This window comes from Verrucomicrobium spinosum DSM 4136 = JCM 18804 (genome assembly GCF_000172155.1).
Classification (GTDB): Bacteria; Verrucomicrobiota; Verrucomicrobiia; order Verrucomicrobiales; family Verrucomicrobiaceae; genus Verrucomicrobium; species Verrucomicrobium spinosum.
Genome location: NZ_ABIZ01000001.1, coordinates 3,654,816 through 3,668,533, shown reverse-complemented (window position 1 = coordinate 3,668,533; position 13,718 = coordinate 3,654,816). Strand labels below are relative to the sequence as shown.

8 protein-coding genes are annotated in these 13,718 nt (G+C 59.2%); 4 read left to right on the top strand and 4 right to left on the bottom strand.

From position 1 onward, the window contains the following. Window positions 1-224: 224 nt before the first annotated feature. The gene (locus tag VSP_RS14755) at window positions 225-1,856 is read right to left on the bottom strand and encodes an NAD+ synthase (RefSeq protein WP_009961520.1); all 1,632 of its coding nucleotides are present in this window, start codon (window positions 1,854-1,856) and stop codon (window positions 225-227) included. A gap of 180 nt (window positions 1,857-2,036) precedes the next feature. Here VSP_RS14755 and VSP_RS14750 point away from each other — a divergent pair, with 180 nt between their 5' ends. From VSP_RS14750 to VSP_RS14735, 4 genes are all read left to right on the top strand, one after another. Next, on the top strand, window positions 2,037-4,043 hold the full coding sequence (locus VSP_RS14750; protein ID WP_009961516.1) for a response regulator: 2,007 nt from the start codon (window positions 2,037-2,039) through the stop codon (window positions 4,041-4,043). A 29-nt stretch (window positions 4,044-4,072) separates the two neighbouring features. Beyond that, on the top strand, window positions 4,073-6,943 hold the full coding sequence (locus tag VSP_RS14745; protein ID WP_009961514.1) for an ATP-binding protein: 2,871 nt from the start codon (window positions 4,073-4,075) through the stop codon (window positions 6,941-6,943). Window positions 6,944-6,974: 31 nt separating this feature from the next. After that, window positions 6,975-8,219: a hybrid sensor histidine kinase/response regulator gene (locus VSP_RS39470; protein WP_009961512.1), complete on the top strand. Its 1,245-nt coding sequence runs from the start codon at window positions 6,975-6,977 to the stop codon at window positions 8,217-8,219. A 726-nt stretch (window positions 8,220-8,945) separates the two neighbouring features. Next, the gene (locus tag VSP_RS14735; RefSeq protein WP_172683164.1) at window positions 8,946-10,559 is read left to right on the top strand and encodes a hybrid sensor histidine kinase/response regulator; all 1,614 of its coding nucleotides are present in this window, start codon (window positions 8,946-8,948) and stop codon (window positions 10,557-10,559) included. A gap of 627 nt (window positions 10,560-11,186) precedes the next feature. Here VSP_RS14735 and VSP_RS39465 read toward each other — a convergent pair. From VSP_RS39465 to VSP_RS14720, 3 genes are read right to left on the bottom strand one after another with little or no spacing between them, the layout of a single operon-like run. Further along, window positions 11,187-11,939, bottom strand: a complete 753-nt coding sequence (locus VSP_RS39465) for a CAAX prenyl protease-related protein (RefSeq protein ID WP_009961510.1) — start codon at window positions 11,937-11,939, stop codon at window positions 11,187-11,189. A 19-nt stretch (window positions 11,940-11,958) separates the two neighbouring features. Further along, a complete protein-coding gene (locus VSP_RS14725; RefSeq protein WP_009961509.1) occupies window positions 11,959-13,158 on the bottom strand; it encodes an aminotransferase class I/II-fold pyridoxal phosphate-dependent enzyme in 1,200 nt (399 codons plus the stop codon). Then, complete coding sequence (locus tag VSP_RS14720; protein WP_009961507.1) at window positions 13,155-13,634, bottom strand: Lrp/AsnC family transcriptional regulator; 480 nt, start codon at window positions 13,632-13,634, stop codon at window positions 13,155-13,157. The genes VSP_RS14725 and VSP_RS14720 overlap by 4 nt, the downstream gene beginning before the upstream one ends. Window positions 13,635-13,718 lie beyond the last annotated feature (84 nt).

Below are 13,718 nucleotides of genomic sequence, written 5' to 3'. Positions count from 1 at the left end.
CCCGCTTGCCGTGAGCGTCTCCTGATGAGGCAACCGAATCGGTCGCCCTACAACCCAGCGGAGTTTGAATGCTAGGGCGTGCGGCGAATCTCATGGGCCACTCGGGCGAACAGGGACCGCGCCCACGCTCCTTTGGCCGCCTTACCTATGTTCTGACCGCGCCGCTCAATGATGCACTGCCCACCGCCGACCGCCCACTGACACACTGAGCACGAAACGCCCCTCTACTCCCGGAAACGCTGGACAATCGGGATCCGCCGTCCCATGCCAAACGCCTTGGACGTCACCTTCAAGCCGGGCGCAGCCTGGTGACGCTTCCACTCATTCAGATCCACGCGACGCAATACCCAACGGACCAGTTCCTCATCATAGCCGCGGGCCACGATCTCGGCAATGGACTGTCCCTGCTCCACGAAGAGCTCCAAAATCCCATCCAGCACATCATACTCCGGCAGGGTGTCCTGGTCCTTTTGATCAGGGCGCAGTTCAGCACTCGGCGGCTTCTCAATGCTCGCCCAGGGAATGATTTCCCGCTCACGATTGATCCAGCGCGACACCTCGTAAACTTTGGTCTTGGGCAGATCACTGATGACCGACAGCCCTCCGCACATGTCACCATAGATCGTGCAGTATCCCACCGCCATCTCGCTCTTGTTGCCCGTGGTGAGCAGCAGGTGGCCAAACTTGTTCGAGAGAGACATGAGGATCAGGCCACGTATGCGGGACTGCATGTTCTCCTCAGTGACATCCTCCGGTTTCCCTGCAAAGACCTCCCTGGTCTGCCCCTTCAACGCCTCAAAGACGGACTGAATGGGAATAGTCTCATACTGGATGCCCAGCTTCTCCGCGAGTTCACGGGCGTCATCCTTGCTGCCCTCTGAGGAATAGACACTGGGAAGCGATACCCCTAGCACATTCGCAGGTCCCAGCGCTTCCGCCGCCAGCACCGCCACCAGCGCGGAGTCGATGCCACCGCTGAGCCCCAGCACGCACGATTTGAAGCCGCACTTCGTGACGTAGTCGCGCAGCCCCAGTACCAGGGCCTGATAGAGCTCCTCCGCCACCACCATGGGTTCTGCGGCCCGGGCACCCGCTCCACTGAGCACATCCACCACCGCCACCTCTTCAGCGAAGGACGCCAACCGGGCCAGGACTTCTCCGTCCTTCCCAATAACCAGCGAGTTCCCGTCGAACACGAGCTGATCGTTCCCCCCCACGGCATTGCAATAGACCACCGGGACGCCGGTCTCTGCCGCCAGCTCGCCCAGCATCTTCTCTCTGATGGTCGGCTTCCCCAGGCTGAAGGGCGAAGCACTGAGGTTCACGAGCAAATCCACCCCTTGCTTGGCCAGCTCGATCGGCGGCTCCACATCGTAGAGACGGCGCGGCAGGTAATCGTCCGTCCAGATGTCTTCGCAGATGGTCACCCCTACCCGGATTCCTTCGATGACCACCGGCACCAGATTCTCCTCGGGTTCGAAATAGCGGTCTTCATCAAAGACATCGTAGGTGGGCAGGAGCGTCTTGGCCACCACCTGATGGATCCGCCCAGCCTGCAAAACAGCAGCCGCGTTCCGGAAGGGCTTCCCCGCCCCTTCGTTCACATCTACAAAGCCCACAATGAGGGGCACCGCGCCCACCGCCCCTGCCAACTGACGTAGCGCCTCAATATTACCCGGCACAAACCGGGAGCGATGCACCAAGTCCCGCGGGGGGTACCCCGTCATCGCCAGTTCGGGCGTGATCACCAGTTGCGCTCCTTGAGCCACCGCCTCGCGGTAGGCCTTCAGAATGAGCGCGGAGTTCCCCGAAAAGTCGCCAACGGTCGTGTTGATCTGGGCAAGGCCAATTTTCATTGAGCCTTCACCATGCAATCAGCCGGGTTCCTGGCGAGCGGAATGTGCGTGGATCTGACTGGCTATAGTTAGCTAATTAATCCGTATAGTTTATATATATAAGTATTCAGGAAAACTAGAATATAAGGTTTGCTAAATTATTTCGATTGTGGTTCTTTTATCGAAGCATCCAGCACCGCCATGAGAATCCAGCCTCAACACGAGCCTCTGGCCGCCAAAAGCGGGTTATCCACTCCAGCCTCCAGCCTTGTTCTGGTGGTGGACGACGAGAAATCTCACCGTGACCTTCTGAGCAAGGCCCTTACAGGCACCTGCCGGGTGTGCGCCGTCGCCTCCGTGGACGAGGCGCTCGCCGAGGCCCGCCGCACTCCACCAGCCACCGTCATTCTGGACTACCAAATGCCTCAGACCAATGGCATAGAGGGGCTGAAGAAGCTGAGGGAGCTCTACCCCGGACTGCCGGTCGTCATCCTTACCGGCCATGCCGACCTCGAAATAGCCCGCAAAGCAATTCGCCTGGGTGCCGTGGAATACATGCTCAAACCTTTCGAGCTGAATGATTTGATCAGCGTCGTCAGCCGCAATATTCAGATTGCCGACTACTCCCACCAGCCCCGTCATCAGCTGGCCACCCTGGATCCCACTCCCCACTTCACCCGCCGCCAGCATGAGCTGGTGGACCTCTGGCGTGGCGGCAATCCCACCGTCCACGCGGAGAACCGGATGGTGCTCAATCTGGAATCAGGCCAGCGCATTGAGGCCAAGGTCCTGCGTTTGAGCCGTCATCTCGTGCAGGTCGAGCTCTACGATCCCACCCAGGAGCTAGAATCAGGTCTGTCCCTGAAGTCCGTGCAAGTGTGGGTGGGCGAACAGCTGGCCTATGACGGCCCGGGCAAGCTCAATAGCGTCATTTCTACTGGATCGAATCGCGTGGGTGAAATCGACCTCCACGGAGACTGGATCAAGAGCGGCCTCACCCCGCAGGCCTTCCAACCCCAAGCGCTGGATGAAGCCGCCCAAGGGTTCATCGACCGTTGGCGCGCCACGCGGAACATCTCCGCGGAGTTCCGCCTCGCCGTGGCAGACGCCACTGCCTTCCTTGGGGAGCTGTCAGGCTGGCTGGACGGTCTGGAACTTTCCTGGCATCACACCACCGGCCATGGCCACACCGTCAGCAGGGAGACGCTGGAGCGCCTGCTCCGGGTCCTCACACCCGCGATGAATCGTGCTTTTGAGGCCTTCGAGGCCCAAGCTGGATCTGTATCGGAAGAGTTGATGAGCCTGCACGCTGAGTACGTGCGGGCCAGTCTCCACCCCATCATGCTCTGCGCGCCCTTCGTTCACCGCTGCTTCACCAAGCCCCTCGGCTATCCCGGTGACTTTGGGGTGATGAACCGCATGCTGGACGATCCTTTCGAGGGCAAGTCTCTCTTCGCCAAGATGATCAACGCATGGGTCATCCGCAGCCCGGCTGGTGACGCCTATCGCCACCGCGTGGCCCACCTTGTGGGAGTGCTCCGTCGCGAGGTCACCCGCGTTTCCACCGGCTCAGCGCGTCCCACTCGCGTACTGAGCTTGGGCTGCGGCGCTGCCCGCGAGACTCAGCACTTTGTCCGCCACGATCCCTTGAGCGAACAGACGGAGTTCACCCTGCTCGACTTCAATCCTGACACCATCCGCCACGCCCAGAGCAAGATTGAAGCCGCAATGACGGATGGCAATCGTCATGTGAACGTCAATGTGCGCGAGTTCTCCGTTCACCAGATGCTCGCCCACGGGAGCCGTTTGGTCACCCAGCCCCGCCTGCTGCGGTCCGGGTTCCTCCAGCGGGGCCACTATGACGTGATCTACTGCGCAGGGCTCTTCGATTACCTTTCCGATCGGGTGTGCAAGCGCCTGCTGGAGATCTTCTGGCACATGGCCGCTCCTGGTGCAGTCATCGTGGCCAGCAACTTTGCCCCGTCCAACCCCATCAAGGGCTTCATGGACTATGTCCTCGACTGGCGGCTCATCTATCGCGACGAACCAACCGTCGCGTCACTCGCTGTGGACGAATCCTATGGTGCCGTAAGCCAGACGATGTACTCCCCAGATGGTGTGGAGATTTTCCTTACCATGCGTAAACCGGTTGACGCTCCAATCATCCCTGATGATCGTCAGACCACAACCGCGCCACGTCCCTCCTGAAAGGGCCATGGTGCCACCCGAGCCCAACCTTGAGTGACATCGCCACGCCCACGAAGCCCAATGGGGAAACGATGCGACCCGCATGGGAAGCCCGTTGGCAGGAGGAAAACCAGAAGGTAACGCTTAAGAACGTCAAGACCCTGGCGTGGATCGCCATGGTCTTGATGATGGGTGCGTCCACCCTGGACCACTTTACCTACCCGCATCTCTGGCATCACTTCTTCATTATTCGGAGTGCCGTGGCCCTGCTGGAGATCGGGCTCATGTTCACCAGCAATACAGCGTATGGCCGACGCCACTATCCGGCGCTCATGCTCATGGTCCCGCTGCTGCCTGCAGTGGCCATTGCTTACATGATCTTCTCCTCGGGCGATCCCGGGTCGCCCTATTATTCTGGGCTCACACTTTGTCTCGTCGGTTTTGCCTTCCTCTTTCAATGGGGCTTTCGAGAGAGCGTGCTGGCCGTAGCCATCACGATGGCGATCTACCTCGCAGCGACCCTGCCACATATTGGCAGCGCCACTGCACCGCATGGATCCTTTGGCCAGTTCTTCAGCAATGGGGTGTTCCTCATCATGAACAGCGTGGTCGTCATCTCGGGAAGCCATGTGCACCAGCGCATCCGGCGCAATGAGGTGATCTCCCGCTACAGCCTGGCGGACAACCAGGCCGAGCTGGAGCAGAAGAACCTCCAACTCGTGGAGATGGACCGCCTGAAGACGGATTTCTTCTCCAACATCACACATGAGCTGCGCACACCGCTCACGCTCATGATCGCCCCCTTGCAGAGGCTACAGCGCCTCTATCCCGCAGGCTCCCCACAGAGCGGGAACGGCGGAGCCCCCTCCTCCATGCTGCATGATGAGCTGACCGGCATCTACCAGAACGCCCTGCGCCTGCTGAAGCTCATCAACGACTTGCTCGATCTGGCCAGCGCCAACGTCGGCCGCATGCGCATATCCCATCAGCGCTTCTCACTGCGGCTCTTTACAGGACGCCTCCTACAGTCAGTCACCAACATGGCGCACCAAGGGGACGTAGCCGTGCACCAGCAGATGCCAGAGCATCTGGAGATGGTGGACAGTGATCAAGAAAAACTCGAAAAGATACTTCTCAACCTCCTGTTCAACGCCGTTAAGTTTACCCCAAAAGGCGGCAGCGTCACGCTCATCACCAACACGGTGAACGACTTCCTCGTGTTCGAAGTGATCGATACCGGCATTGGCATCTCCCAGCAAAACCTTCCCTTCATCTTTGACCGGTTCTGGCAGGCCGACTCCTCCGTCACGCGTCGTCACCCCGGCACGGGTCTGGGTCTGGCACTTGTGAAAGAGCTGGCAACCCGCATGGGCGGCCGCGTCGAAGCGGAAAGCATTCAAGGGGCCGGCACGACGATGCGCGTACTCATCCCCTTCACGCGCAACGGCGACATTTTGGTGGTGGGACATGCACCCCGTGAAGACGATGCCCCCATTGAATCCGCCACCGCAGAAGCTTCCCTGCCAGCCATCAAAACAGAGGCATCTAAAGAGGCTGCTGGAGATTCCGATGCGGCGCAGTGGATCAAGTCCGTGTACCGCGAAGCCGAAGAACTGCAGATCGCGGATGAATCAGAGCATGAGTCCATCAAGTCAGCGACGTCAGCACTGGTTGATCTGGAGGTTCAAGGAGATCGCGCCCAGCTGCCGCTCGTCCTGATCATTGATGACGAGCCGGGGATGCTCCGGTTCATGCACTCCGAGCTGGAACCCCGCTACCGGGTCATCCAGGCCACCGATGGTGCCGCAGGTCTGGAGCTTGCCGTCAAACATGTCCCTGACCTGATCGTGGCAGACTACATGATGCCGAATCTTGATGGACTCTCCTTGTGCCGGGAGCTGCGCGACCGCCGGGTCACCCTCATGCTGCCCATCATGCTGGTAACCGCCCGCTCGGATGAGGATGTACGCCTCACGGCACTGCGTAACGGTGCCAACGACGTGATGGTAAAACCTTTTTCCCTCACAGAATTCCACACACGGGTCCACAACCTCGTTCACGCCAGCCTGCTTCAGAAGGAGCTTGCCCTGCGCAATGCCGAGCTCGAACAAACCCTGGCCGAACTCCGTGCTGCGGAAAGGGACCTGATCCAGTCCGAGAAGATGGCCGCCCTGGGCATCCTCACCGGTGGCATCATGCACGAGATCAACAATCCGTTGAACTTCGCACGCAGCGCCCTGTTCATCCTCGATCGCCGCACCGGGAAGCTGCCAGAGGAATCCAAGGGAACCCTCAAAGAAGTCGTTTCCGATATCCGGGAAGGCATCAACCGTATCTCCACCATCATCTCGGATCTGCGCACCTTCTGCCATCCAGAGACGGTCATGGCTGCGGCGTGCCCGGTTTCGGAGCCCATTCAGAGCGCGATCCGAATTCTTTCCTCGCCCCTCAAGGAGTTTCACATCCAACTGCATGAGGATGTGCCTGCCGATATCGTGGTGCGAGGGGACCGCAACCAGCTCACGTTGGTGTTGCTCAACCTGCTCAAAAATGCCATCGACGCTCTGGCCTCGAGCATGACACCCGACTCTGCTCCCCCTCAAATCTGGATCTCAGCCAGCAGTGAAGGCACTGCCACGGACATCCTCATCCGGGACAATGGACCAGGCATTCCTGCAACCAACCTTTCCAGAATCTTCGATCCCTTCTTCACCACAAAGCCAGCGGGTGAAGGCACCGGGCTCGGCCTCTCCGTCTGCTACCGTATTATTACCGCTCATGGAGGAAACATCTCTGCCGATGCCGCCCCCGGCGGAGGCACCGTGTTTACCATCCGCATGCCCCGGGCAAACCTGAAAAAAGCAGCCCCCGTGCTGCCAGCAGAATCAGATGCATTCGCGGACCATGTTTTGACTACTTGATAATTTTGCAAATGGGGTGACACATGGACCAATGTCGACGCCCCCCAATTCTGGCAAGAGCTCCTGCAAGATTCTCTACGTTGACGATGAATTGCTTTCTCTGAAGTACTTCGAGCAAATCGTTGGCGAAGATTTTGAAGTCATCACTGCCCCCAGCGCAGAAGAAGGGCTGCGCATCGTGGAGCACCATTTCCAGTCCATTGCCGTCGTTGTCTCCGACCAGCGCCTTCGTGGCCTCCAGGGCACAACTTTTCTCACTCAGCTGCGAGAGAAATTTCCCGACATCGTCCGGATTCTGGCCACCGCGTATGCGGATATCGCCACGGCCATCGCCGCCATCAATGACGGCGCCATTTATCACTACATCAGCAAACCTTGGGAACCTGAGGCCCTCGTGCAGACTCTGCGCCGGGCCATGGAGTACCACCAGCTTCGTGCAGAGAAGGAACACCTCCTCCAGGAGCGCTCCGCTTTGATGCGCCAGCTCATCGCATCCGACCGTCTAGCCGGTTTTGGAGCCCTGGCAGAAGGGATGAATCACCACCTGCGTAACGCGCTGGTCCCCGTTCAGACCTATCTGCAACTCGCCGTGGAATCACACGGAAAAGGCGCCACCCTGCCCGCGGGCATGGACGAGAGCTTCCTATCTGAGCTCCATGAGTCCGCCAAGACTCAGTTGCGCCGTATCACGGACACCCTTACGCGGTTGGCCTCGGTCCCCAGCCTGCAGGAAATGGTCGAGGGTGAGTACTTGGATCTCAATCAGCTCTGGTACGCCGTCATCGAGCAGCTTAGCGGTCTCTTCGAGGACAAGCACATCTCGATTTCCTACACGTCCCCACCGGACCTGCCCGCCATCCAGTGCAACCGGAACCGGCTCAGCCACATTCTGCGCTTGGTGCTAGAGGACGAACTGGACCATCTCCAGCCCAACAGCGTCATCAACATAGCCGTCCGCCATTCCCCAGGCTCGGGCGAGACCCCGGAGCACGTCGCCATGGAAGTGACCGACTCCGGTCCCAACATCCCCTCCGGCAAACTCTCGACCGTCTTCACGCCGTTCTTCATGCGCCAGGAGAATCCCCAGTACCTGGGCATGAATCTGGCCACCTGCTATGTGACCCTCCACAATCAGGGAGGTTGGGCCCGGGCTTTCAACGACGCCTCAAGGGGCACCGTCGTGGAACTGTGCCTCCCCGTGAACTCCTCTGGCTGCCGGGGTAGCAAGGTCTCTATGGACGTCATCGAAAAGGTGATGGGAGGCATTGGTCAGTGATGAAGACACGAACCTAGAAGACACAAGACCTGAGCCATTGCCCGGCAGAGAGCGGGAAGCGAGCTTGTTGGTAGCGGCACCGAGGGGAGACCTTGCCCAGTTCCAACATTCCTCGCTCACCTTCCCACGACGCCGCCTTACCCGCTCTGATTACCAACGGCCTTGGGTTGTCAGGCGGCGGCTCCGGTTGCCTCATCAGGGATCGCTCGCGGCAAGCGGAGCGCTTGCCCTACAGCGGACGCATTGGGCACGGAGTTCATCGAAGGGACCGAGGGATGCCCCGCCTCTCTCGAAGGGTGCCAGAACAGGCTGCCGCCTCAACTTCCTTGGGCCCTTCCAGGGCAGACCGCGTGAACGCGGAACTCCAATACTAAGGTCAGCTCGTTGGGAACTGGAAAGGCATCTCCCACAAGCTGGCGCTGCAACGGTCCGTCGCGATTCCTCGCTTCGTCCCGGTGGGACGCCGGTGACAGGATAATTCCCCGTCTGGGGGGGGCAACACCGCTGGACCACCGCCGTTCTCGCGCCTCCACCCGCGACCCAAAACCTCAATATTCCGCATCCTTAAAAACTCAGCAAAACTAAACTATATGCAAATAATTATGAAAATTATGTTTTATATTCACAATAGTATGGTTATATTTCATAATTATGGGTCGAGAGTCTCAAGTGAGGGAAAACTCAGATGATAGCACCGGCACGCCGAATTCTTCCAAGGAAGAAGTCTTGCCCGCTCAGTCTTCCCCTCCACCCCCCAATCTTGCTCGTTTTCACGCCCTCGCTGACCTCATCCCAGACGCCTTTCTGGTACTCGATTCAAACAACCATATTATCGCAGCCAATGCAAAGTTCCTGGAGATTTTTGGTCTCGCCCCGGAACTTCCCTGCCAGTCTGGATTGAAAGATCTCCAGGGGCAGATTGAGGGTTGCTTCGCCTCGCCAGAGATCTTTGCCAAGAAATGGCAGCTCCTGCTCAACGAGCCTGCCTCCCTTCACAATCAAGAATGGGAGCTGATCAAGCCCGCTCCGAAAGTCCTCAAGCTTTACACCACCTCCGTCCCAGGGACACCCGCCTCCGAAAGGGTCGTTTTCTGGAGGGACCGGACTGATATTCGCAATCTCGAAGGTGCCCTTCAGCAAGCCCAGAAGATGGAGGCCATCGGGATTCTCGCCGGTGGGATCGCTCACAATTTTAACAATCTGCTGACCGCCATCACCGGCAATCTAGGGATCGCGCTCCAGCAGCTCAACGCCAATCCGACAGGGCAGTCCACCGCGGAGGTCATCTCGTTGTTGGCCGATGCCTTCAAAGCCGCAGCAGGCGGGCGCGAACTGGTCAAACAGATGCTTTGCCACGCCCGGCACAACAAGCACTCTGTTGAGAGCACCGACATCCGCACCATAGTGACTGAAGTGCGGGATCTCTTGAAGCACTCCATCTCTGTCTTGGTTCAGGTGGAGGTGCAGACTCCTCGCACCCTTTGGCCGGCAATGGCGGACCGCAGTGATCTCCAGCAGGTACTCATGAATCTCTGCGTGAACGCCGTGGACGCCATGAAAGGCCGCAGTAACAGCGAGATCCTCATCACCGCCTCCAACCGGGCACGCACTGCTCCCCCTGAAGGGCTCTCCAACGGTGCCAAGCTTGGCGACTACGTCTGCATTGAGGTGCAGGACAACGGCCCGGGTATTCCTTCGGAGGTCATGAACCGCTTGTTTGAACCCTTCTTCACGACGAAACCCCGCGGTGAAGGAACAGGCTTGGGGCTCTCTTCCTCTCGCGATCTAGTAGAAAAACTGGGTGGATGGATCGAATGCGAATCCCACTTGGGCCAAGGAGCCGTCTTTTCCGTCTTCCTGCCCCGGAGCACCACAATGCCCGACATGACCACAACGGGTGTCGTGACGGCGAATCCAATTCCGCCCAAACCGTCAGGAACGGAAGTGATCCTGGTGGTAGATGACGACCCGCTGGTCCGCAACGTCAGCAAGCGCCTTCTCAGCGGTGCCGGCTACCAGGTCTTCACAGCCTGCGATGGCCAGGAAGCGGTGGACTGGATGAAAACCCCCGGCAATGTAGCCGATCTCGTTCTCCTGGATGTCGCCATGCCCCGCCTTTCCGGCCCTGACGCCATGGTAGAAATCCGCAAAATGATCCCCTCCCAGCCCGTGGTTCTTTGCAGCGGATTCCTCTTTGACCCCGCCGCCTTTCGCGATGCCCACGGCATGCTGCCCGATGCCAGCCTCTACAAACCTTACGAGGTGGGAGAGCTGACCGGCACCGTCCGCAGCGTGCTCGACAAGCATTCCTCCGGTCCTCCGCCGGCCCTGCCGTCGTAAGGGAAGTAAAGTTGGCACCAAGAACCTTGCTCGTTGCCATAGGCCAGGGCAGAGACCGCTACAATTCCTCCGGAGCAGACACTCTGCTCTCACCTACCCAACTGAACTTCTCTGGAAGCTCGTCAACGTTGGGCTTTAAGGCATATCCTCTTCGAGCAAGCTTAGAAACCAAGCTGGTTCCTTGCCGGCCTACCTGCCACGGTCCGAAGCTCATCCCAGTATGGGATACGAGGTCGTCAACTCCCTGCTGACCTCTTGGGATTGCAGGAAATTACAAGGTCCGCCAAAGCGGTGTCGAGCCACCAGCACTCCAAGACGCTGGTGCGTTGATCGGCCATGCCAAATAGAGCAACCCCTTGCTCCAGGACATACAAGTGTCGCGAAGCGTCTTGGAGTGCGTGCGGCTCGACGCCGCTTTCGCCTGCCGGCTACAATGCCAACTCCCCCTCACCTTTCGCCAGCCTGCCCTCCTCAGCGTGCCCACGGACACTCTGGGTCTGCGACAAAGCCCCCTGCCGAGCACCCCACAACACCAATTGTAGTTGTCGACGTAGTGAGGCACTAACTGAAGCGTCTGCCGTGGTGCTCCCTGTCAGGTCCAACCGCCTTCCCAACACCCCGCCACCCTCACCAAAACCCCCACTGCCGCGTCCACATGACATACAGCCCCAACAACAAATTGGCCACGGCATGCATCACCACGCACGCCGCCAGGCTGCGAAACTTCACGGTCAGCCAGTACATCAGCGCTCCAAATCCCAGGGCACCCACCCAATCCACCGGGGCATGGGCCGCCATGAAACAACCCGTAACAATGCCAAACGTCCGCCAGTCATGCCGGCCAAACGGAACTTTCCTGAAATCGTCGCCGTCTGCCTGCACATACCGCATCAAGAAACCGCGCCAGAAAATCTCCTCAATCAAGGGCACCACGACCACCATGCGAATGAACCGCATCAGCACCACCACCGCATAGGCAGCACCGTGTCCTGCGAAAAGACTCGGATCAAACCCGTCCTTTCGCTCGGCCAGCCCCAGCCATTCCATCCATTCCGGAACCTTCGTTCCCGAGGTGGCGAAATTCTCATAGAGCAACGCCGGGCCGCACCACCAGACAATGCCCAGCGCCCCCAACCCAACCGCCCAGCCAAGCCTCCGCCAAGGGGCCAGTTGATAGTGAGAACGGAAGGCCAGCAGAAGCCCGCCTGCCACCAATGTTTGCAGCGGATAAATCCAGTGCTCCGGCGCATGTCTCCACCAGGGCAGCTGGAGATTCTCCACCCCCACAAGCGGCTGCAATGCCCCGATCAGCATGAACACCGCCAAGGGCACGACATGCGCCGCCACTGGAGAGCGGCGTATGTCGGTCCACAACGGCATGCCGATCAGTTGGGCTGCATCAGGCTCCGGCCTTGCGATACTTGGCGACAAAAGCCGCCATCCCGTCCATGGCTTTCTCCAGCAGTTCCGGTGCGGTGGCGTAGCAACACCGTACACACGACTCGCCACTCGGGCCGAAGGCATCACCCGGCACCACAGCCACGCTCTTTTCTTCCAGCAGCTTCAACGCAAACTCGCGCCCCGTAAGGCCTGTCGAGCTCACATCCGGGAAGACGTAGAACGCCCCGCCTGGATTGAAGCAATGGAGACCCATTTCATTGAGCCGCTTCACCACAAAGTTACGGCGCTCCTCGTAGCTCTGACGCATGCCCTCATACGCCTCAGCCCCAAGGCGCAGCGCCTCCACCCCGGCCATCTGGCTCATGATCGGAGCGCAGAGCATGCAGTACTGGTGAATCTTCATCATCGCCTCACGCAACGGAGCCGGCGCGCAGGCATAGCCGAGGCGCCAGCCTGTCATGGCGAACGCCTTGGAAAACCCATGCAGCAGTACTGTACGCTCCCGCATGCCGGGATACTCCACGATGCTTTTGTGTTTGGCCCCATCATAGAGCAGTTCGCTGTAGATCTCGTCCGTGAAACACAAAAGATCGTGCTTCACACACAGAGCGGCGATCTTCTCCAGTTCCTCCGGAGGCTCCACGGCTCCAGTAGGATTGGTGGGAAAGTTCAATGCGATGACCTTCGTACGCGGCGTGATCGCCTTCTCCACATCGGAGGCCTTGAGGGCAAAATTGTCCTCCAGACGCGTATTCACCGGTACAGGCACCCCATACGCCATCGTGATGCTCGGTCCGTAGGAAACATAGCAGGGCTGGTGATAGATCACCTCGTCACCCGGATTGAGCACGGCGCGGAACGCCAGATCCAATGCCTCGCTGACGCCCACGGTGACCAGGATCTCCGTCTTGGGGTCATAGGAAACACGGAAGTGCTCCTCCACATACTTGCTGATCCCGATGCGGAGCGACTCCAGTCCCAGATTCGAGGTATAGCTGGTCTGCCCCTTCTCCAGAGAGCGGATCGCGGCCTCACGGATGGGCCATGGAGTCGGCTTGTCTGGCTCCCCCACCCCGAGGGAGATGACATCACTGCGGCCGATGACGAGCTCGAAGAAGTCACGAATGCCCGAGCGGGGAATCCCGCTGAGCTGGGTGGACAACTTGCTCTCCAAATCCAGTTTGCGAGGATGACTCATGGCGACACAAGAAGAGGGCCGTCGGTGGGCGGCGTGTTGAGCATGAAGCCGTCATGCTTGTAAGTACGCAACTGGAAGTGCGTGGCTGTGGACAGCACCACATCCAGCGTGCTCAGCTTCTCGGCCACAAAGCGGGCCACATCATAGAGGTCCTTGCCCTCCACCACCACGGCGAGGTCATAGGCACCGCTCATCAGGTAGCAACCACGGACCTGCTCATATTGCGACACCCGGCGGGCAAACCGGTCGAATCCACCGCCGCTCTCCGGGGTGATGCGTACCTCAATGAAAGCCGTCACTCCGGAGTGATCCGTCTTTTCACGGTCCACCACAGCATGGTACCCCAGAATGACACCTTCCTTCTCAAGGGCGGCGATTCGGGCGGCGACTTCGGCTTCAGTGATGCCCAGACGCGTAGCGATATCGCCCGCGCTGAGGCGTGCATTTTCTTTTAGGAGTTCCAATAGACGTTCCATAGGGACGGCAAACCTAACCTAGGTTTTGCAGCTTGCGAGAGGATTCACAGCCCCGTTTAGATGCAAATGTGACTGTGTTGGAAC

Coding starts and splice junctions, on each gene's coding strand:
- VSP_RS14725 (WP_009961509.1), bottom strand. CDS start 13,158: ATGAGTCATCCTCGCAAACTGGATTTGGAGAGCAAGTTGTCCACCCAG.
- VSP_RS14720 (WP_009961507.1), bottom strand. CDS start 13,634: ATGGAACGTCTATTGGAACTCCTAAAAGAAAATGCACGCCTCAGCGCG.
- VSP_RS39465 (WP_009961510.1), bottom strand. CDS start 11,939: ATGCCGTTGTGGACCGACATACGCCGCTCTCCAGTGGCGGCGCATGTC.
- VSP_RS14750 (WP_009961516.1), top strand. CDS start 2,037: ATGAGAATCCAGCCTCAACACGAGCCTCTGGCCGCCAAAAGCGGGTTA.
- VSP_RS14755 (WP_009961520.1), bottom strand. CDS start 1,856: ATGAAAATTGGCCTTGCCCAGATCAACACGACCGTTGGCGACTTTTCG.
- VSP_RS39470 (WP_009961512.1), top strand. CDS start 6,975: ATGTCGACGCCCCCCAATTCTGGCAAGAGCTCCTGCAAGATTCTCTAC.